The organism is Caulobacter sp. GW821-FHT09A05 (genome assembly GCF_059418465.1).
Window position 1 is genome coordinate 46973 of the sequence record NZ_JBWKPX010000013.1, and the last position, 19886, is coordinate 66858.

Below are 19886 nucleotides of genomic sequence, written 5' to 3' on the forward strand. Positions count from 1 at the left end.
ACGGATCTGACCCGATGGGCTTTGACCAGTCTCCTGCTGGGGCTGCGTGTCGCCCCGGTGTTCGCCATGGCGCCGCCCTTCTCCCTGACCCGGACGCCGACGTCGTTTCGCGTCTTCTTCGGCCTGGGACTGGCGACGCTGCTGGCGTCGTCGCTGCCGCCTTCGGCCCGCCTGTCCGACTTCGGGCTCGCCCATCTCGTGATCGTGGCCGCCAGGGAGCTGATGATCGGCTCGATCTTCGTGCTGGCCTTCCAGTTGACGTTCGGGGCGCTCTACCTGGCGGGCCGCACGGTCGACATCCAGGCCGGCTACGGCCTGGCGACCCTGATCGATCCGACCAGCCAGGCCCAGTCCCCGCTGGTCGGCTCCATGCTGGCCTATGCGGCCGGCGCGGTGTTCTTCGCCATGGACGGGCATGTCAGCCTGCTGAAGCTGCTGGCGGCGTCGCTGGAGGCCATTCCGCTGGGCGCGGCCCGGATGCCCACGACGCTGGCCCCCCTGACGAACTTCATGTCCGTGGTCTTCCTCATCAGTTTCGGCGTCGTCGCCACGGCCGTGCTGGGCCTGTTTCTCGCCGACGTGGCCATCGCCCTGCTGTCGCGCACGCTGCCCCAGATGAACGTCCTGGTCCTGGGCCTGCAGGTCAAGAGCCTGTTGCTGTTGCTGGTTCTGCCCGCGACCATCGGCGCTTGCGGCGCCCTGATGGTCAGGCTGATGGCCCTGACGCTCGATACGATTCCAAGGTTGTTCTAGATGGAGGAAGCCGAGCAAAACCGATCGGAACGCGCGACGCCGTTCAAGCTCAAGAAGGCCCGGGAGAAGGGCGCGGTGGCCCGCAGCGCGGACCTGGGCTTCCTGGCCGCCCTGCTGGCGTTCGTGGGCTATCTGTGGATCTCCGGTCCCGCCTTGAAGGGCCAGATCCTGCACGCGTCGGAACGCGCCTTCGTGGCGGCGCCCAACGTCGTGGGCAGCCAGCACGAAATTCTCCACGTCACGGGCGTGCTTCTGGCGTCGGTGTTCCAGCCACTGGCCTTTCTGGTCGCCGCGACCTTCGTGGTGGTCCTGGCGTTCGAGGTCGCCCAGACGGGGTTGGTCTTTTCGGCCGTTCCGCTCAAGCCGGACTTCTCGCGACTGAGCCCGGCCAAGGGCTTCAAGCGCGTCTTCTCGCTGCGCACCCTGACGGCGACAGGCAAGAGCCTGGTCAAGCTCGCCGTCTATGTGGTGTTGGCCTACCTGCTGATCCGCTCGACGTTGAAGGTGGGCGGACCGGCGGCCGCCGACGCGACCGATCTGGTCCGGATGATGGGCGCGACGACGTTTCGGCTGCTGCTCTATTTCGCCGGCGCGGCGGCGCTGTTCGCCGCCATCGACCAGGTGCTGGTCCGCCGGGAGTTTTCCAAGCAGATGCGGATGAGCCGCCGCGAGTTGCGCCGTGAATCCCGCGATCGCGAGGGCGAGCCCAGGATCAAGCAGCGGCGCAAGCAGTTGCACGGCGAATTCGTGAAAATGAGCCAGAGCCTGCGCAACCTCAAGGGCGCGGACGTGCTCGTCACCAACCCCACCCACTTCGCCGTCGCGCTGAAATATGACGCCAAGACCATGGTCGCCCCGATGGTGGTGTCGCAGGGCGCCCACCAGTTCGCGCAGCGCCTGAAGGGGTTGGCCTTCAGCTACGGCGTGCCGATCGTCGAGGATCGCCTTCTGGCCAGGGCCCTGTATCGGGGGTGTCAACTCGATCAGATCGTCCCCGACGCCTATTACGCCTCTGTCGCCAAGCTTTATCTCACCTTGCGTGAGAGAAAATCGCCGATTCCAAAAGCATCGATGTCATGATCAGAAATTTCTTCGGTAAAAATCAGGATCTCTTTCTGGTCATCGGGGTCGTTTCGATCCTGCTCGTCTTGTTTGCGCCGATCCCGCCAGTCCTTCTGGACCTTCTGATCATCGTCAATTTCGCCTTCGGGCTAACGATCCTGCTGATGACCTTCTATGTCGAGAAGCCGGTGGCGTTTTCGACCTTCCCGTCGCTGCTGCTGGTGATGACGCTGTATCGGTTGTCGCTCAATGTCGCGGCCACCCGCCTGATCCTGACTCAAGGCAGCGCCGGGGAGGTGATCGGAGCGATCGGCGCCTTCGCGGTGCAGGGCAGCTTCATCGTCGGGCTGGTGGTGTTCTTCATCCTAGTGGTGGTGCAGTACGTGGTGGTCACCTCCGGGGCCCAGCGCGTGTCCGAGGTGGCCGCGCGGTTCGTGCTGGACGCGGTTCCGGGCCAGCAGATGAGCATCGACGCCGACCTGAACATGGGACTCATCGACCAGAACGAGGCCAAGCGGCGGCGCAAGGAGATCGAGAAGGAAGCCGGATTCTACGGCGCGATGGACGGCGCCAGCAAGTTCGTGAAGGGCGACGCGGTCGCCGGCATCATCATCCTGCTGATCAACATCTTCGCCGGCTGGTTCATCGGCATGGCCCAGATGGGCATGGGGTGGCTGGAAGCCCTGCAGACCTTCACCCTGCTGACGATCGGCGACGGCATCGTCACCCAGGTCCCGGCCCTGATCATCTCGGTGGCCACCGGCATCATCGTCACCCGCTCGGCGGCCGACCGGCAATTGAGCACCGAGCTGTTCAGTCAGCTCTCGTCGGTGCCCAAGATCCCGCTGATCGTGGTGGCCGCCTTGGCCCTGCTCCTGATCATGCCCGGCATGCCCAAGTGGCCGATCCTGATCCTGATGGCCATCTCCGGCGCGATGTGGCTGGCCTCGCGCCGGCGGCGACAAGTCCTGGCCGACGCCGCGACCGAGTCGCCCGCCGATCCGGCCAACGTGGTCAGCGACGCACGCGCCCCGGCGCCGATCGAGGTTATGCTGGGCAGGGAGCTCAACGATCACTGGCAGCCGACGAAGGCGATCCTCGGCGAGCGGGTCACCATCTTGCGCCGGCAGCAGGAAAAGGCCGTGGGCTTCGGCTTCCCGGCGGTGCTGTTCAAGGACGGCTCTCACCTGGACGGCAACGACTACGAAATCGTCCTGAGCGGAGCGCGACATGCGCATGGCCGCCTGTTCCCGCGCATGACCCTGGCGATCGGGGCCGGGCCGCCCAGCGGAGGCCTGTCCGGCTTGGCGACGCGGGATCCAGCCTTTGGCTTGCCGGCCGTCTGGATCGAGCCGGGCCAGCACGATCGCGCCCAGGAAACGGGCTATACGCTGGTCGATCCCCTGACCGTGCTGATGACCCATCTGGGCGAGGTGCTGCGCACCGAGGCGCCCATGATGCTCTCGCGCACCGACGTGGTCGGGTTCCTGGAAGGCGTGCGAATCCGGCAGCCCGGCCTGATCGAGGAACTGGTTCCGGCGATCCTGACGGTGTCCGACATCCAACGGGTCCTGCAGAACCTGCTGGGCGAGGGGGTTTCAATCCGCAATATCGACCTGATCGCCGAGGCCCTGGTCGATGTGGCGCGCCACACCAAGGATCATGCGGAGATCACCGAACTGGTGCGCCAGCGCCTCAGTCACGGCATCTGCCATGACCTTCGTGGCGTGCACGATCAGCTTTCCGTTCTCAGCCTCAATCCGCGGGTGGAAGCGCAGATCACCGACGCCCTGCGGCGCAGCGACGGCAAGAGCGCGCTGGTGATCGAGCCCAGATTGGCGGAGCAGCTAATGCGCAAACTCATCCCGGCGGCGGACGCCATGCTCCAGCAGAGCTTCTCACCGGTGCTGCTGTGCGGAGGCGAGATTCGCCGTCACCTTCGGACGTTCACGCGCCGCAACGTGCCGCGGCTGGCGATCATTTCGGTGAACGAGGTTCCCCACACGATTGATCTGAAATCGTTCGACGTGATCAATCTGGAGTAGGTTGGCTACCCGTAGCCAGGGTTGCGAGGTCACAAAATGTGTCGGCGTTGGAATGTCGGTTGCTGATAGCTTGACTATTGGATAGCTAATTCGGCATGGGGCAAATTATAGATCTGGTATCGAGGATTCTGACGCAGTCGGAGCGCAGCGCCGAGATCGCGGGCCAGAACATTTCGAACGTCACCACACCGGGCTACAAGCGCCATGTGGAGTTCTCGACCTTGCTCCAGAAGGGCGGTGTCGATGGTCAGGAGCTCGCCGCCCGCAACGACGGGACGGACTTCTCGGTGGGCAAGGCGCTCCAGACGGGCGGCGGTCTTGACCTGAGTCTCGCAGGGGCGGGCTTTTTTGTCGTGCGCACCGACGACGGGATTTTCTACACGCGCAAGGGTCAACTTCAGCGCGCTTCGGACGGCCGCGTGACGACCGGCGAGGGGCAGACCGTTCAACTGGAGGGCGGTGGCGACCTTGTCCTTCACGGCGGCGACCTTACGGTGACGGCCGACGGCGTGCTGATCGAGAACGGCGAACCGCTGGGGCGCCTGGCGATTGTCGACGCGGCCGATCCCGCGGTGTTCTCGCGCACCCAATCGGGCCTGTTCTCCGCCCCCGAGGGTGATCTCCACCCCGTGGCGAATCCGGTGGTCCGCCAGGGCGTGCTCGAAGCGTCGAACGTCTCGATGGGCGACGAAATGCTCACCATCATGCAAGCCCTGCGGCGCGCCGAAACCGGGCAGCGCTTGGCCAATGTCTACGACGACCTGATGGGTCGTGCGGTCACTTCGTTCGGACAGTCATAGAATGAACGGTGCGTTCTATATCGGGGCTACCGGGCTGCGCTCGCAACAGAGCGCGCTTGATGTCACCGCCAACAATATCGCCAACATCAACACCGTGGGCTTCAAGCGCGCCAGTGTTCGATTCTCCGAACTGATCGCTCCGGCCCCGGACGCGCTCGACTCCCTGACCAGATCCGATGGCCAGCCGGACCTGTCCGGCGTCGCCGCCGCCTTCGGACTGCGATCCTTCACCCAGGGCGACATCAAGCAGACCGGAAGCCCGATGGACCTGGCGATCCGCGGCGAGGGCTTCATCGAGCTCCTGGGCCCCGGCGGCCAGGCCCGGCTCTGGCGCGGCGGCGCGCTGACGATCAACGGCGACGGCTTCCTGGCCGCCTCCAACGGCATGCCCTTGCGCGCCATGATCTCGGCGCCGACCGGCGCGCGCGAGATCGCCATCGCCGCCGATGGCCGGGTGACCGCCTCGGTTGACGGTGCGACGACCCGCACCGAACTCGGGCGCATCGGTCTGGCCATGGTGCAGGATCCCGGCGCGCTGACCGCGTTGAGCGACGGAATCTACGAAGCCAGCGATCCTGGCGCCGTTGTTTCCGCCGCGGCCGGTGAAGATGCCGGCGGGACCTTCGTCCAGGGCGCCTTGGAAGGGTCGAATGTAGAGATCGCCGACGAAATGGTGACGCTTCTGCTCACGCAGCGCGCCTATGCCGCCAACGCCCAGGTGGTCCAGGCCGGCGATCAGCTGATGGCCATCGCCAACGGACTGAAGCGCTAGTCGGGCATGATGATCGGCCAGCCTCCCCTGATGCCGCCGCCGCCGGTCCGTGCGGCGTCGGCGCCCCGGGCGCCTGACGGGGACACCGTCAGGCTGGGCCAAGTCGCGGACCTGTCGGCGCTTCCCGCCGAGTTCCGGGGGCGGGCCGAACGGCTGCCGGTGGGGAGGTTCGCCCCGGGCCGGGAGGTGTTGGTGACGACGCCGCGCCGGATCGCGGAGGTCGCCCGTCGTCAGATCCCGGCGCTTGGCGCGTTCCTGACAGATGTCGGCGATGACCAGATCGTCGTCCGTCGCCCTGTTGCGTCGCCAGCCATCGCCCGGGGGGCGCCAACGTTCGCCTGCGCTCGGATGCGGGTTTCGGCGGCTGCGGGGCGGACGCTGACCCGGACCGATCTCGACCCGGCCGCCTGCGGCGGCGACCCGGCCGGGCCGTGGCGCTACGATCAGGCGTCGGCGACGATCCGCGCCACTCGCGACCTGCGGGCGGGCGAGGTGGTGCGTGCGCCGCCCCTGACCCTGTTGTCGTCGATCCGCGTTGGCCAGCCGCTCCGCCTGTCCGCCCGGTTCGGCGCGGTCACCGTGGAGCGCGAGGTCCAGGCGGTCCAGAGCGCGCGGGCCGGCGGCGAACTGTTCGTGCGTGGCGCCGACGGCGTGGTGTTCGCCACCCAGGCGCCGGAGGTGCAGCCTTGACCCTATCCCGCCTTCACCCCGCCCTGCTGGTGGCGGTGACCGGCCTCGCGGCGCTGGCGACCAGCGCGCCGGCCGGGGCCACCGATCTCTACAAGTCGGGCAACTGGCCGTCGCTAGCCTCGGATCGTCGCGCCCAGGCGCTAGGCGACACGCTCACCGTGGTCATCTACGAAACCTCCTCGGCGGTGAATTCGGCCCAGACGGGATCGAGCAAGAAGCACCGCCTGTCTGGCCAGGCCGACGCCGGCGGATCGACCAACAGCGCTCGCCTCGGTCTCGACGGCGGGTTCGACGGCTCCGGGCAGACCGGGCGCTCGGGCAAGCTGCTGGCCCAGATCAGCGTAACCGTGGACGGCGTCCTACCCAACGGCGACCTCCATGTGGCCGGCGAGCAGACCCTCAACATCAGCGGTGAGCGAACCTTCATTCGACTGCAGGGTCGAGTCAGGGCGGCGGATATTTCCAACGCTAACGCCGTCGCCTCGACGCGGCTGGCCGACGTGATGATCGACTACGATGGCTCCGGCTATGTCTCGCGAAGCGGCAAGCCGGGAGCGGCGACGCGCATCTTCAATTGGCTGGGCCTGATGTGATGAACCGCCCCGTCGCACTTGTCTTGAGCCTGCTGTGCCTGGCGTTCGGCGCGCCCGTCCGGGCGGACGAGGTGCGCGTCAAGGATCTGGGCCGGTTCCAGGGCTGGCGCGACAACGCCCTGGTCGGCTACGGCGTCGTCACCGGGCTTTCGGGCTCGGGCGACACGCCGCGCAGCGAGGTGACCCGCCAGGCGCTGAGCAACGTGCTGGGCCGTCTGGGCGCCAATGTTCCGCAGGACCAGATTCAAAGCCGCAACGTGGCGGCGGTGATCGTTACAGCCACCTTGCCCGCTTCAGCGAACGTCGGCGACAGGATCGACGTCACGGTATCCTCGATCGGCGACGCGCGCAGCCTGGTCGGGGGAACTCTGCTGATGACGCCGCTGCTGGGCCCCGACCAGAGGAGCTACGCCCTGGCGCAGGGGCAGCTCGTCGTCGGCGGCTATCGCTTCGATTCCGACCGCAATCGCCAGCAGAAAAATTATCCCACCTCGGGCGTCATGCCCGACGGCGCCACGGTCGAGACCTCGGTCGAGGCCCAGCTTTTGGGCCAGGGCGGCGACCTGACCTTCTTGCTGAAGTCGCCGGATTTCACGACCGCGGTCCGGGTGGCGGACGCAATCAACCTGGCCTGGGGGGCGTCGATCGCCACCGTGCGTGGCGCGGACTCCGTCTCCATCGCGGGGACCGCCGGCCGCTCGGGGCTATTCCGCCTGATCTCGCGGATCGAGGCGGTGACGGTCAATCCGGACACGCCGGCCCGCGTGGTGATCAACGAACGCTCGGGCACGGTGGTCTCCGGCGGCGACGTGCGCATCTCCAACGTCGTGATTTCGCAAGGCGACATTCGGGTTTCAGTCACCGCCCGATCCGAAGCTTCGCAGCCTTACGGCGATGTGGGCTATCGGCCGTGGAGCGATTCGCCGGACGTGCGCAGCCTGATCGTCACCAACACCAAGCTGGACATCTCCGAGCCGGCCGACGCCGTCGTCAGCTTTCCGGACACCACCGTCGCAGACCTCGTACAGGGCCTGTCCAAGGTCCATGTCGACACGCGCACCACCATCGCGGTCCTGCAGGCCATCAAGGCCGCCGGGGCGCTGCACGCCGATCTGTTGGTCCAGTAGGAGCGGGTCTTGGACTCTTTGGCCGTCATTACCGCGCTCAAGGCCCTGGACGGGCTTTCCCAGCGCTCGATCGTCACCGCCGAGAATATCGCGAATGCAGGGACGGCGAACTATCGCCCTTCGCGCGTCACCTTCGAGGCGGCGCTGTCGGCCGCCGCCGCGCGCGGCGGCGACGCCGTGCGCGACCTCCAGCCGATCATCGAGCGTTCGGATCAGCCGGAGCTTCGCCTGGACCTGGAAATGGCCACCGCATCGAGCACCCAGCTGCGCTATGCCGCGCTGATCGAAGTCCTGAACCGTCAACTCCAGTTGCACGCGCTGGCCATCAAGGGGACCCTCTGACCATGCAGGCCATGGAAATCAGCCGCTCGGGACTCGATGTCGAGTGGCGGCGGCTCGAGGTCATCGCCGAGAACCTGGCCAACGCCAACACCACGCGCACGGCGAACGGCGAAGCCTATCGCGCCATGCGACTGGTCTCGGGCCCCAGGGTCGGGTTCGAGCGAATGCTGAAGGCGGGGGACGCCGCCGGCGTCGTCGCGTATGGCGTCGAGCCGGTCAACGCTCCGCCGCGGCGCGTCCTGGAGCCTTCGAACCCGCAAGCGGACGCGGAAGGCTATGTGACCTATCCGGGCTTCGACCATGCTGGCGAGATGACCCTGATGCTCAAGACCAGCAGGGCCTATGAGGCCAACCTGGTGGCGTTGGGCGCAGCGCGGCAGATGTACGCCAAGGCCCTGGAACTGGGGCGCCGCTGATGAGCCATCCTCCGATCCAGGCCATCGGCGCTGTCGCGGTCGAACCGTCCATGGCTCGTCTGGACGCCGCGCCGCTCGCTTCTCGCGCCCCGCCCGGAGCGTCCTTCGCTCAGCTGTTGAGCAGCGGGATCGAGCAAGTGAACCAGAAGCTGATCGCCGCCGACGCAACGGTCACCGCCTTTGCCCTCGATGACAGCGTGCCCATCCATCAGGTGACGTTCGCGCTGGAAGAAGCGCGCCTGTCGTTCGAGCTGGCGATGCAGGTCCGCACGCGTCTGCTCGAAGCCTATCAAGATCTCTCGAAGATGCAGCTCTAGTCTCGTGAAACCGCCCCTGCTTTCCCTTGTCGTCGTTCTGGAATTCGCGCCCGCATGAATCCGCTAGGCCAATTTCGGGCGGCCAGTCCGACGCGCCAGATCGTCCTTGTCGCGATCGGCGCGGTCCTGCTGTGCGCGATCCTGATCGCCGCCTACTGGACGACGCTGCGCAAGCCTTATGGCGTGCTGTTCACCGACCTGCGCACCATGGACGCGGCCACGATCGTGGCGGAGCTCGACAAGCGGAAGGTGCCGTACAAGCTGCGGGACCAGGGGGCCACGATCCTGATTCCGCGCGAACAGGTGGACGCCACGCGCCTGAGCGTGATGAGCGAAGATCTGCCGCTAAAAGGCATGGTCGGCTTCGAGCTGTTCAACAAGTCGGACATGGGGCTGACCGAGTTCGCCCAGAAGATCAACTACCAGCGGGCCCTTCAGGGCGAGTTGGCGCGCACGATCATGACGATGGAGGCGATCGACACGGCGCGCGTACATCTGTCGCTTCCCGAGGCGACGATCTTTCGCGCCGACCAGCGCCCACCCAAGGCGTCGGTGAGTCTGGTCCCCCGGTCCGGCCAGCATCTGGCTCCGGGGACGGTTCGTGGTGTCCAGAGGCTGGTGGCCGCAGCGGTTCCGGACCTGACGGTGGCCAATGTGGTGGTGCTGGACGAGCAGGGCGATGTCGTCAGCACCGAACCGGCCCAGGCGGCGATGGTCGGTGCGGGCACGGTGCAGGGCGAGCTGGAGACGCGGGTCCGGCAGGCCGTGCAGGAGGTGCTGCCCGCGGACCGCTTCACCGTCGTTGTCCTCAGCGGCCATGCCCGTGGCGCGGACCAGCAGGATCGTGTCGACGGCGACGCCCCCGTCGTCCGCCAGGGCGTAAGGGTCGACATCACCCTGCCGGAACCCGTGTCGCCCGAACTCGAGGAGCAGGTCCGGCGTCTGGCTGAGCAAGCGATCGGCGCTGATCCCGCCGCGGGCGACCTGGTGACGATCGGGGTGTCCAGGGCGTCCTTTGGGCCGGTCGCGGCGGAGCCGACGACCCCAGCGCCCGTCGCGCCCAGCGCCGCGCCGCGTGCCTGGGGGGCGGGACCTGCCCTGGAGGCGCCGACCCCGCTGACCCTTCCGTTGATCTATGCCCTAGCCCTGGCGGTGCTGCTGCTCCTGGCTTGGCTGCTGCACCGGTCACGGCCCGTCGCACGGCGGTTGGCCCCAAAAGAACAGCAAGCCTATGCCGACCGTCTCAAGGCTCTCTTGGATGAAGGGGAGGCCGTTGCGAACCCGCGCTACTGATCAGTCGCTCCGCCGTCTCGTGGCCAAGCTGGCGCGATCGTCCCCGGACGACGTATTGGGCGTGCTGGATCGACTAGCGCCCGCGCACCGCCGCGAGGTGGCGACGCTGCTCAAGGCTTATGACGGGGCCTTCGTGGATCGCGACGCCGCGGAAGACGGTCCCGGCGCGCGTACCGGCGCCTGGCGCGTGTCGCCGTGGCTGGCGGAGCGTCTCTTGGCGGCCGAGGCGCGGAACAACGGCCGCGCGACCGGATCCTCATCCTTCGTCCTCACGCCGGCGGCTTCGGCGACCCTGCTGTCGTGTGCGACGGACGCCGGCGTCCGGGAAGCGCCCGGCGAAGCTCCGCCAGCCCCCGCGCGACGCCAGTCCTCGCGTCTGCAGATGCTGCTGGCTCCTCGGCGAGGCCGCCCATGAGCATCATCAAGTCCGCCAGCGACGCGCGCGCCTCCCTCGTCCGCGCCATTCCCTCCCTGGCCGCGGGCGAGGCGGTGGTCGATCCGCGCCAGAAGGCCTTCGAACGCCGAGCGGCCGAGCAGGACGAGCGGATCGCCGCCCTGACCGAGGATCTGGCTGCGCGGGACGCGCGCATCGCGCGCCTGACCGAAGGCGTGATCGAGGCTCACCGCGACGGCGTCGCCGAAGGGCGCCTGGCGGGGCTGCGGGAAGCCGAGGATGGCCGCCAGGATCGGCTGGCCAGGCTGGCTGGCGGGATCGAAGCCGCCATGGCCGAGTTCGCCGTCCGCCTGTCGTCGATGGAGCGTCTGGCGGCGACCCTGGCTGGCGAGGGTCTGCGAAAGATCATCGGCGACCCCAACCTCTACGGCGAACTGTTGGCCGGCACGATCCGGCATCATGCCGAGACCGTGGGCGAGCGGGCCGTGGTGCGGGTCACGGTTTCCCAGGACGATTTTCCAACCGACGCGGAGCTCGGGAAGCTGCGCCTGAACGTGGCCAACGGGGCTCTGGACCTGCGAGCCTCGCCGGACCTGCCGGCGGGGGCCTGCGAGATGCGATTGCGGCTGGGCGCGCTGGACATTGGCGTGGACCAGCAATGGGACCGGCTCAGCCTGCTGTTCGATGAGCTCAGCCTGGCGAGCGCGGCGGAATGAATCTCCATCCCTTCGTCGAAACGTTGCGCGCGAGCGACCTGGTCGGCCGAACCGGACGGGTGCGCCGCATTCGCTCCACCTTCGTGGAGGCTGATGGCCCCAACCTGCCCCTGGGCGCGCTTTGCCAGATCGAGACCATGGGCCCGGACACGACCCTGGCCGAGGTCGTCGGCGTCAACGAGGATTCGATCGTCTTGGCGCCCTTCGAAACCGGGGCCGCGACCTTCTCGGGGGCGGCCGTGGTCGCGCGCGGCCAGACCAGCCAGGCGCCGGTCGGCGACGCCTTCCTGGGACGGGCCGTGGACGGCCTGGCGCGGCCTATCGACGGCCTGGGTCTGGTCCGATCCGATCGGCGAGCCGCGTTGGATGGAGTCCACACCACGCCGCTGGATCGCGCCTCGCCGCGACGGGTGTTCGAGACGGGCGTGCGGGCGATCGACGGCATGCTGACCCTGGCCCATGGCCAGCGAGTCGGCATCTTCGCCGCCAGCGGCGTTGGCAAGACCAGCCTGATGACGCAGATCGCGCGTCAGGTCAGGATCGACCGTTGCGTCATCTGCCTGGTGGGCGAACGGGGCCGCGAGGTCGAGGCCCTTTGGCGGGGCGGCCTGTCGCCGGAGGTCAAGGCCCGCACGACGATGGTGGCCGCGACCTCGGACCAGAGCGCGGCCATGCGAGTGCGGGCCGGCCAGTATGCGCTGGCGCTCGCCGACCACTGGCGAGGCCAGGGCCATGACGTGCTGCTGTTCATCGACTCGGTCACCCGCCTGGCGATGGCGATGCGCGAGATCGGTCTGGCCGCCGGCGAACCACCCACAGTCCGCGCCTATACGCCCAGCGTGTTCGCGGCCATTCCGAAGATCGTCGAGCGTTGCGGCGCCCTGGCGAGCGGTGGTTCGATCACGGCGATTATGACCGTCCTCAGTGAAACCGACGATATCGACGATCCGATCTCGGAGATGATGAAGTCGCTGCTCGACGGCCACATCATGCTGTCGCGCAACCTGGCCGAGCTGGGCCACTATCCCGCCATCGACGTTCCGCGCAGCATCAGCCGGCTGGCCGGCACGGTGGCTGGTCCGAAGCATCGCGCCAATGTCGCCAAGGCGGTCGAGGCCCTCTCCACCTACGACGCGTCCAGGACGCTGGTCGAGACCGGCGTCTATGTGCGCGGATCCAGCCACGACATCGATCGGGCCCTGGAACTGCGGCCGTCGCTGATGGCCTTCCTCAAGCAAGGCGAGGCCGAGTTCACGACTTATGGGGACACCTGTGAGCAGCTGGGCGCCCAACTGGGCGCGGGCATGGAAGGGCTGTCCTGATGGCGCGCCGCAATGCGCATCGCCTGTTGAGCCAGATCGCCGAGGTCCGCGATATCCAGCGCCAGGCGGCGCAGGCCGAATTGATGAGCGCTTCGTTGGCGCTGCGGGAGCGGCAAGCCGCGCAGGCCGACGGCGCCGCGCGCCTGGCGTCGCAACACGAGCAATGGATCTCGGCCCTCTCGGAGCCGTCGATGAATCTGGGCGGCATGGCGGTCTGGGGGCGAGCGGTGGGAGACGCTGTGCGGGACTTGGACGCCCTGGGTCGAGAGGTTGGTGACGCTGAGGCGCTGAAGACCTCGCGCGCCGCGGCGCTAGGCCAGGCGCAGGCTCGAGCCGAGGCCATGAAGGTGCTCGAGAAGGCCGCTAGGCGGCGCGAGGCGCGAGCCCGCGAAGAGGCCGTTCTAGCCGACCTGGCCGACCGCGCCGCCTTGGCGGCGCGGCGATGAAGATCGTGACCCATTCCTTCGGCGCCGCCCCGCGCCCTGCGGCGTCGGCAAGACCGGCCGCGCCCGCCGGCGCGGGCCGGTTCGAGGCGCTGTTGGCCGGCGATCCTTCGCGAGACGCCGCCGATCAGCGCGCCCTCGGCTTTGGCGAGCTCGGCGTCTTCGCGCGCCCGACCTCCGCCGGGGCGGAAGCACAGCCCGCCCGCCCGGACGGCCACGAAGCGACGCCGCAGGTCGAGACGGCCGGCGCGGCGCCCGATGTCGCCCCCCCCGAGCATGCGGGGCCCTTCTCGCCACCGAGGCTATCGCCACAACGCCCACGGGCCGGCGCCAGCCGCGCAGACCTGGATCAGGCGATGAGCGCGCTTCGGGATCAGGCCGCCGAGACCCTGACCACCATTGCTTCACCGACAGCCGCCTCCACGCCCGGCTGGACCGCAGCGGGGCCGGATGAAGATCCGATTCCGGAGACCGTCCCGCGGGCGCCCGCCGACCGATCCGCGCCGAGCCAGGTCAGCTTGGTCCTGGCGGCCGACGGCCAGAGCCTGAGAATCCTCGCGGCCGGCTTCCAGATCTCGCCAGCGCTGAGCGAGCACCTTCGCCAGCGGATTTCCGGTCTTGCCGCCGAGCATGGCCTGACGCTGTCGGAGCTTCTGATGGACGGCCAGCCGATCGACATCCCATCCTTCGATTTCCAGGGAGCCATCCATGGCGATTACACCCGTTAGCGCCACAAGCTCGTCGGCTCAAAGCGCCTATGGTCTGGATTTCCAGTCGTTGCTGCGGATCATCCTGACGCAGCTGACGTACCAGGACCCGCTCAAGCCGGTGGACAATTTCCAGTTCGTTTCGCAGCTGGCCCAGTTCTCTCAGCTTCAGCAAAGTCAGACGTTGAACGACCAGGTGACCAGCCTGCTGGCCGCCCAATCGGCCAATCAATCGGTCAGCATGCTGGGACGGACCGTCGACTTTTCCACGGAGACGTCGGCGCTGTCCGGCGTGGTCCAGTCTGTGTCGTTCGCGACCGGGCAGCCCGAGGTCACGGTCAAAACCTCGAGCGGTCAGCTGATCGCCAACATTTCCATCGCCGCAATCACACAGGTTCGATAGGAGCCCGCCCAATGCTTGGAGCCATCTATATCGGTTTGAGCGGCATGAACGCCTATTCAAAAGGCCTTCAGATGATCAGCAACAATGTCGCCAATCTGAACACGCTGGGGTTCAAGTCGAACTCGGTAAACTTTCAGGACGCTTTCAACAGCGGTGGGGGTGGCCTCAGCTACACCAGCGGCTTTCAAAGCGAGCAGAACGGCAACGGCGTGCGGTTTGGCGCGCCCACGATCAATTTCGGTCAGGGCGATCTGCGGCAATCGGATGGCGACCTGGACCTGGCCATCCAGGGAAGCGGCTTCCTGGTCCTCCTCGACGGCGGCCGCACGTACTACGCGCGCACGGGCCAGTTCACCGTCGACGAGGCGGGCTTCATCTCGCAGCAGGGCGCGGCTGAACGACGCCTGGCGATCCTCGACAGCAACCACAAGGCTGTCGAGGTGAACGTCGAATCCAGGCGGATCAGTCCGCCGGCGGCCACCAAGCTGATCACCTTCGCCGACAACCTGTCGTCGACCGCCACGGACGCCGTGGTGTCCAGCCTTTCGATCTACGACTCCAATGGCGTCAAGCAGGTCTGGCAGGCCAAGTTCACCGCGGTGGGTGCGACATCCCCCGGCGAATGGACCGTCACGGTGACGGACGCGCTCGGCGCGACCAAGGGCACGTCGAAGATCAAGTTCACTGGCGGGGTGATCGATCCGACCACGGCCAAGATGACGATCACCGACACGCCGAGCGGGGCGGATCCGCTATCGGTGGTGCTGGATTTCTCCAACGGCGTGACATCGTTCTCGGCCGGTACGACTTCGTCCCTGCGAGCTTCGGCGGTCGACGGCAATGGCGTGGGCACGCTGAGCAGCGTGACGATCGATGGCGATGGCCAGGTGAAGCTGACCTACTCCAACGGCAAGACGGAACTCATGGGGGCGGTGGCTCTCGCCGACTTCCGCGATCCGCAACGACTGGAGCGCGTGGGCGAGGGGCTGTTCGAACGCAAGGGCGATGGCCCCATCCAACTGCTGGCCAGCCAGCAGCAGGGGATCGGCAAGCTGGTCTCCAAGCAGGTCGAGGCGTCGAACGTCGACCTCTCGCAGGAATTCGGCGATCTGATCCTGATCCAACGCGGCTTCCAGGCCTCCTCGCAGGTGGTTAGCGTCTCCAACGACATGATCCAGCAGTTGTTCGGCATTCGAGGGCAAGGGTGAGCCGGGAGGCCCAAATCTGGCTGCCGATGGAGGCGGCGACGGGGCCTCGTGTGCGGACCCGGATCGAGGCGGCGGTGAGCGCATGGGCTTCGCGCTGGTTCACGGATCGCCGGCTGGAGGCTTCGGGCTGGACCGTGAGATCGGAAGCCGCACGAGGCGGCACGATCGATACGGTCTGGCGACGTCCCGGCGCGGGCGTGGCGATCGGCTGCTCGCCCCGCGAAGAGAGTCGCATTCTGGATTGGGCGCTGGACGCCAATCTGGAGGCGCTCAGGCCCGACGCCAACGACCGCCAAGTGCTCGACTCCTTCGCGACGCGGTTGACTGACGACCTGGTGTCCGAGCTTGAAAAGGCGTTGGGCCTCTCCAATGCCGACCGTGACGCTGGCGCTGCGTCGGAGCCCGTGGTCGTGATCGACCTGGCCGACGCCCACGGCCTTCGCATTGGCGCGCTGGCGGTGCCGGTTCCCGCCGTCGTGGCGCTATGCAAGTCCTTGGCGCCCGATGCGGCCAGACCCGATATTGCGCTGACACCGCGCCTTGACGCGGTCGGGTCCGCCGAGATCGCGCTGGACGTCGTCCTTGGCCGGACCAGGGTGGGCTTGGCCGAACTGCGCGGCCTGGCGGTCGGCGACGTCCTGGTGCTCGGCACGCCGCTGAGCGGCGTGGTGGACCTTGTCGATCCACGCTCGGCCTACACCGTGGCCAGCGCCCATCTGACGGACATCGACGGGCAAGTCGCCCTAACCCTGCAAGCTTGAAGACACGTGAGTACGATGACAACGCGATCAAAAACCGGGGACACTACGGCGTCCGCCTCGCCCCCGGCCAACCCCGCCGGGTCGCCCCTGGTTTCACTCGATGCCGCGATCTTCAAGGAGGTCGAGGTCGAACTGGAGGCCAAACTTGGCCGCGTGACGCTGTCGATCGCGGACCTGATGAACCTGCGCGCCGGCTCGGTGCTGGAGCTTGACCTCAAGATCAACGGCCGGATCGCCTTGCAACTCAACCAATCGGTGTTGGCCTGGGGCGAGATCGTCGCCGTGGGCGACAATTTCGGCGTGCGCGTCGTCGAGGTCGCGAAGGTCGCATGAAGGTCTGGCCCCGGCGACTGGCGCGGGCGCTTGGCCTGGCCACGATCCTCTTCGGCTGGGCCGGGCCGGCCCTGGCGCAGAAGCTCGGGCAGGGTGGCGGCGACGAGATCTCGATCTGGCGGGTTCTGGGCTCGCTGATCGTCTGCCTGGGACTGGCCATCGGCGTTGCCTACGCCTTGCGGACGAGGCTCCGGGGCGGCGTCGCGCCGGTGTTCGGCACGCAGGAGCGGCGGCTGAAACTTGTCGAGACCGTGCGCCTCAGCCATCAGGTGGACGTCTGCCTGATGCGTTGCGACGACGGCGATTTCATCGTGGCGTCCACGTTGCAAGGCTTGGTCGTGATTTCGAAGCCCGGACAGGAGGCCTCGAAGGGCCAGTCGGAGACGGGCGCGTGATGCGACGGTTGAAAGCCTGCATCCTGGTCGCGTTCGTGACATGCGGGGTGTTCGCATCGGCGGTTCCCGTGGCGGCGCAAACGACCGTGGCGGGGGGCGGGGCAGAGGTCCAGGCTCCTCTTCCGGCCACGCCCGCCCCCGTTGTCGCTTCAGCTCCCGCTTCCGCCGAGCCAGCCGCGTCCGCCCCCGCGGCGGCGCACCTGCGGGCACGTGTCCCTGTTTCCGTCCCGGCGCCCAAGGCCGCCAATACGATCGGCAAACCGGTGGAGACCGCCGAGGTTGTGCGCACGGCGCTGGTGTTGACGATCGCCGCGCTGATCCCCGCCATCGTCATCTGCATGACGCCGTTCGTGCGGATCATTGTCGTGCTGTCGATGATCCGTCACGCCTTCGGCATGCCCGAGACCCCGCCCAATCAGGTGCTGGTGAGCCTGGCCCTGTTCCTGACCGCGTTCACCATGATGCCGACGCTGGGCGCGGTGAACGATCAGGCGCTGCAGCCCTTCATGCAAGGCCAGATTTCCGTGGAAGCCGCCATGACGCGGGGCGTCGAACCGATGCGGGTCTTCATGCTGCGCCAGGTCCACGACCGTGATCTTGCGGCGGTCTACCAGATCGCCAAGAAAAGCCTGCCCGACAGCGCCGCCGAGGTCGGCACGGTCGAACTGACGTCGGCGTTCATGCTCAACGAGCTGCGTGTGGCGTTCAAGATCGGCTTCGTGGTGCTGCTGCCGTTCCTGCTGATCGACCTGGTCGTCTCGGCCGTGCTGCTGTCGCTGGGCATGCTGATGGTGCCGCCCTCGACGATCTCGCTGCCGATCAAGGTCCTTATGTTCGTGTTGATCGACGGCTGGTCCCTGGTGCTGGAGAACGTGGTCGGAAGCTTCAAGTGACCCCAGGCCCTGAGGCGGATATCGCCCCAGGCGGCGAGGAGATGGACCTCTGGCGCGCCGCGCGGCAGGAAGGATCGGCTGCGGCGCGTGAGCGATTGTTCGAACTCTATCTGCCGTTCGCCCGGCGCACGGCGCGCCGTCACTTCCTGGACCGGGGCGGCGATATCGAGTTCGCCGACCTCCATCAACTGGCCTGCGCGGGCCTCCTGGAGGCCATCGATCATTTCGACCCTGCCCAGGGAACGCCGTTCGCCGGCTATGCCACGCGCCGGGTCACGGGAAGCATCCTCGACGGCTTGGCCAAGATGAGCGAGGTGCGCGAGCAGATCTCCTTTCGCAACCGCGTTCGTCACGAGCGGGCCCGGTCGATCGCGACGGCCGATCCCGACACCTTGAACGCCTCGGAAGTGATGGACGAACTTATCGAGGTGGCGTTGGGCCTGGCGCTGGGGTTCATGCTGGAAGGCACGGCGCTCTATGTGGGCGAGGGAGAGGTCGACCGCCAAGCCAGCGCCTACGAGAGCCTCGCCTGGCGTGACACCGTGCGGCGCGCCCTCGCGGAAGTGGCCGGCCTGCCGCCGCGCGAGCAGGTGATCCTCCGCCGGCACTATTTTGATGGACTGTGTTTCGACCAGATCGGTGACCTGCTGGGGATCAGCAAGGGCCGGGTCTCGCAGTTGCATCGCGCCGCCTTGTCGCTGCTAAGAAAGCGGCTGCTCAATGGCGAAGACTTCAAGTTGAGACGATAGGAACCGTCCATGCCGTCAAGAATCTCAGACGCCGAATGCCCCCCCGAGCAAGTCAGCGAGGTGCTGGAGGTGCTCGACCGCGACGATGACGCCGGATTGGATCGGCTCGACGTCCTGCTGCGGGACTACGCCCTGGATCCACGTCTTCACTTCCTGCGGGGCTCGATCCTGGCCGGGCAGAAGCGCTATGAGGCAGCGATCGTGGCGATCGCTCGCGCCGTCGAAATCGCGCCGTCGTTCACGACCGCGCGCTTCCAACTGGGATTGCTGCATTTCACGTCGGGCGACGCCGAAACGGCCGAGGGGGTCTGGGCTCCGCTCCTAGACTTGCCGGCCGACGACCCCCTGAACCTATTCGTGACCGGGTTGAACACCCTTGCGCGCGACGCCTGGAGAGAGGCGGTCGCCCTGATCGAGCGGGGAATCGGCTTGAACACCCTGAACCCGCCCTTGAACGCCAGCATGAGGATGCTCGTCGACGAAGTGCGGGCCAAGTTCGAGGGGCAGGGCTCGGCGGAGGCCGTCTCGGCCGCGCACCTGCTGCTCCAACGCTACGACCTTCCAGGCACCAAGCACTGAATCCAGACCGCGCCCGTCGGCGGTCCGGCGGGTGCGTGGACTTGGGGCGACGGAACCGTAGAGGAACAGGCGCATGCGCCTTTTCCGTCGCCTGGCGTTCGACCTTTTTAGATATATCTAAAAGCACTCTTGACGTCCGACAAATCCGATATATCTGTAACTCCGATATAACGAAACAGGATCTAAAACCTACATGTTTGGACTTCATCCCCACCATCACGGCCGCCACGGCGGTCATCACGGTGCGCCTTTCGGCCGCCATCCGTTCGGCTTCCACGGCCATGAAGGCCACCATCGCCGCGGCGGCCGCATGGGCCGGTTCTTCGATCACGGCGACCTGCGCCTGGTCGTGCTGAAGCTGATCGCCGACAAGCCCAGCCACGGCTACGAGCTGATCAAGGCCGTCGAGACCGCCGCCGGCGGCGCCTACACGCCCAGCCCCGGTGTGATCTATCCCACCCTGACCTTGCTGGAAGAGCTGGGCTACGTCACCGCGGCCGACGCGGGGGGCGGCAAAAAGCTCTACACGATCACCGACGAGGGCCGGGCCTTCCTCGAGGCCAACAGCCAGCCGGTCCACGGCCTGTTCACCCGCATGGCCGAAGCCGCCGCCCAGAGCGCCGCCTTCTCGCCGCAGATCATGCGGGCCCGCGAGAACCTCAAGACCGCCCTGCGCCTGAAGCTGACCTCCGGCTCGCTGACCCCCGAACAGGTCTCGGCGATCGCCAAGGTCATGGACGACGCGGCCGCGGCCATCGAAGGGGTCTAGCCGT

The 19886-nt window shown here is 67.3% G+C and carries 26 protein-coding genes; all 26 read left to right on the forward strand.

The features are described from left to right. Window positions 1-21 precede the first annotated feature (21 nt). The 26 genes from AC07NX_RS14005 (at window position 22) to AC07NX_RS14130 (ending at window position 19882) form a co-directional block, all read left to right on the forward strand. The gene (locus tag AC07NX_RS14005) at window positions 22-753 is read left to right on the forward strand and encodes a flagellar biosynthetic protein FliR (protein ID WP_494642544.1); all 732 of its coding nucleotides are present in this window, start codon (window positions 22-24) and stop codon (window positions 751-753) included. Next, window positions 754-1833 carry an EscU/YscU/HrcU family type III secretion system export apparatus switch protein gene (locus AC07NX_RS14010; RefSeq protein WP_494642546.1) on the forward strand — a complete coding sequence of 360 codons (1080 nt, stop codon included), beginning with the start codon at window positions 754-756 and terminating at the stop codon, window positions 1831-1833. After that, complete coding sequence (locus AC07NX_RS14015) at window positions 1830-3860, forward strand: flagellar biosynthesis protein FlhA (RefSeq protein WP_494642548.1); 2031 nt, start codon at window positions 1830-1832, stop codon at window positions 3858-3860. The genes AC07NX_RS14010 and AC07NX_RS14015 overlap by 4 nt, the downstream gene beginning before the upstream one ends. A 95-nt stretch (window positions 3861-3955) precedes the next feature. Further along, window positions 3956-4660, forward strand: a complete 705-nt coding sequence (locus AC07NX_RS14020; RefSeq protein ID WP_494642550.1) for a flagellar hook-basal body complex protein — start codon at window positions 3956-3958, stop codon at window positions 4658-4660. Window position 4661: 1 nt separating this feature from the next. After that, window positions 4662-5432, forward strand: a complete 771-nt coding sequence (locus AC07NX_RS14025) for a flagellar hook-basal body protein (protein WP_494642552.1) — start codon at window positions 4662-4664, stop codon at window positions 5430-5432. Between the two features lie 6 nt (window positions 5433-5438). Beyond that, window positions 5439-6122 carry a hypothetical protein gene (locus tag AC07NX_RS14030; protein WP_494642554.1) on the forward strand — a complete coding sequence of 228 codons (684 nt, stop codon included), beginning with the start codon at window positions 5439-5441 and terminating at the stop codon, window positions 6120-6122. After that, complete coding sequence (locus AC07NX_RS14035; RefSeq protein WP_494642555.1) at window positions 6119-6715, forward strand: flagellar basal body L-ring protein FlgH; 597 nt, start codon at window positions 6119-6121, stop codon at window positions 6713-6715. The genes AC07NX_RS14030 and AC07NX_RS14035 overlap by 4 nt, the downstream gene beginning before the upstream one ends. Next, window positions 6715-7842 (forward strand): flagellar basal body P-ring protein FlgI, encoded by a 1128-nt coding sequence (locus AC07NX_RS14040; protein ID WP_494642556.1) that lies wholly within the window; start codon window positions 6715-6717, stop codon window positions 7840-7842. The genes AC07NX_RS14035 and AC07NX_RS14040 overlap by 1 nt, the downstream gene beginning before the upstream one ends. 9 nt (window positions 7843-7851) lie before the next feature. Further along, window positions 7852-8184: a flagellar basal body rod protein FlgB gene (locus AC07NX_RS14045; protein ID WP_494642558.1), complete on the forward strand. Its 333-nt coding sequence runs from the start codon at window positions 7852-7854 to the stop codon at window positions 8182-8184. 2 nt (window positions 8185-8186) lie between these two features. Further along, window positions 8187-8600: a flagellar basal body rod protein FlgC gene (flgC, locus tag AC07NX_RS14050; protein ID WP_494642560.1), complete on the forward strand. Its 414-nt coding sequence runs from the start codon at window positions 8187-8189 to the stop codon at window positions 8598-8600. Beyond that, window positions 8600-8917, forward strand: coding sequence for a flagellar hook-basal body complex protein FliE (gene fliE / locus AC07NX_RS14055; protein WP_494642561.1), 318 nt, complete (start codon window positions 8600-8602; stop codon window positions 8915-8917). The genes flgC and fliE overlap by 1 nt, the downstream gene beginning before the upstream one ends. Before the next feature lie 54 nt (window positions 8918-8971). Next, window positions 8972-10210, forward strand: a complete 1239-nt coding sequence (gene fliF, locus AC07NX_RS14060) for a flagellar basal-body MS-ring/collar protein FliF (protein WP_494642562.1) — start codon at window positions 8972-8974, stop codon at window positions 10208-10210. A gap of 55 nt (window positions 10211-10265) precedes the next feature. Continuing rightward, window positions 10266-10625 carry a hypothetical protein gene (locus tag AC07NX_RS14065; RefSeq protein ID WP_494642563.1) on the forward strand — a complete coding sequence of 120 codons (360 nt, stop codon included), beginning with the start codon at window positions 10266-10268 and terminating at the stop codon, window positions 10623-10625. After that, complete coding sequence (locus tag AC07NX_RS14070; RefSeq protein WP_494642565.1) at window positions 10622-11320, forward strand: FliH/SctL family protein; 699 nt, start codon at window positions 10622-10624, stop codon at window positions 11318-11320. The genes AC07NX_RS14065 and AC07NX_RS14070 overlap by 4 nt, the downstream gene beginning before the upstream one ends. Then, window positions 11317-12642: a FliI/YscN family ATPase gene (locus AC07NX_RS14075; protein ID WP_494642566.1), complete on the forward strand. Its 1326-nt coding sequence runs from the start codon at window positions 11317-11319 to the stop codon at window positions 12640-12642. The genes AC07NX_RS14070 and AC07NX_RS14075 overlap by 4 nt, the downstream gene beginning before the upstream one ends. Next, window positions 12642-13088 carry a hypothetical protein gene (locus AC07NX_RS14080; protein WP_494642567.1) on the forward strand — a complete coding sequence of 149 codons (447 nt, stop codon included), beginning with the start codon at window positions 12642-12644 and terminating at the stop codon, window positions 13086-13088. Before AC07NX_RS14075 ends, AC07NX_RS14080 begins: the two co-directional genes overlap by 1 nt. Further along, window positions 13085-13813: a hypothetical protein gene (locus AC07NX_RS14085; RefSeq protein ID WP_494642568.1), complete on the forward strand. Its 729-nt coding sequence runs from the start codon at window positions 13085-13087 to the stop codon at window positions 13811-13813. Before AC07NX_RS14080 ends, AC07NX_RS14085 begins: the two co-directional genes overlap by 4 nt. After that, window positions 13794-14195, forward strand: coding sequence for a flagellar hook assembly protein FlgD (locus AC07NX_RS14090; RefSeq protein ID WP_494642570.1), 402 nt, complete (start codon window positions 13794-13796; stop codon window positions 14193-14195). Before AC07NX_RS14085 ends, AC07NX_RS14090 begins: the two co-directional genes overlap by 20 nt. Before the next feature lie 11 nt (window positions 14196-14206). Further along, entirely contained in the window at window positions 14207-15403 is a 1197-nt protein-coding gene (locus tag AC07NX_RS14095) for a flagellar hook protein FlgE (RefSeq protein WP_494642571.1), read from the forward strand. After that, window positions 15400-16164: a FliM/FliN family flagellar motor switch protein gene (locus AC07NX_RS14100; protein ID WP_494642572.1), complete on the forward strand. Its 765-nt coding sequence runs from the start codon at window positions 15400-15402 to the stop codon at window positions 16162-16164. The genes AC07NX_RS14095 and AC07NX_RS14100 overlap by 4 nt, the downstream gene beginning before the upstream one ends. A gap of 15 nt (window positions 16165-16179) precedes the next feature. Beyond that, on the forward strand, window positions 16180-16497 hold the full coding sequence (locus AC07NX_RS14105; RefSeq protein ID WP_494642574.1) for a FliM/FliN family flagellar motor switch protein: 318 nt from the start codon (window positions 16180-16182) through the stop codon (window positions 16495-16497). Further along, window positions 16494-16892, forward strand: coding sequence for a hypothetical protein (locus AC07NX_RS14110; RefSeq protein ID WP_494642576.1), 399 nt, complete (start codon window positions 16494-16496; stop codon window positions 16890-16892). The genes AC07NX_RS14105 and AC07NX_RS14110 overlap by 4 nt, the downstream gene beginning before the upstream one ends. Further along, a complete protein-coding gene (gene fliP / locus AC07NX_RS14115) occupies window positions 16892-17785 on the forward strand; it encodes a flagellar type III secretion system pore protein FliP (protein WP_494642722.1) in 894 nt (297 codons plus the stop codon). Before AC07NX_RS14110 ends, fliP begins: the two co-directional genes overlap by 1 nt. Then, entirely contained in the window at window positions 17782-18534 is a 753-nt protein-coding gene (locus AC07NX_RS14120; protein ID WP_494642578.1) for a sigma-70 family RNA polymerase sigma factor, read from the forward strand. Before fliP ends, AC07NX_RS14120 begins: the two co-directional genes overlap by 4 nt. Window positions 18535-18594: 60 nt before the next feature. Next, window positions 18595-19113, forward strand: a complete 519-nt coding sequence (locus AC07NX_RS14125) for a tetratricopeptide repeat protein (RefSeq protein WP_494642580.1) — start codon at window positions 18595-18597, stop codon at window positions 19111-19113. A gap of 193 nt (window positions 19114-19306) precedes the next feature. Then, complete coding sequence (locus AC07NX_RS14130) at window positions 19307-19882, forward strand: PadR family transcriptional regulator (protein WP_494642582.1); 576 nt, start codon at window positions 19307-19309, stop codon at window positions 19880-19882. The last annotated feature ends 4 nt before the right edge of the window (window positions 19883-19886 follow it).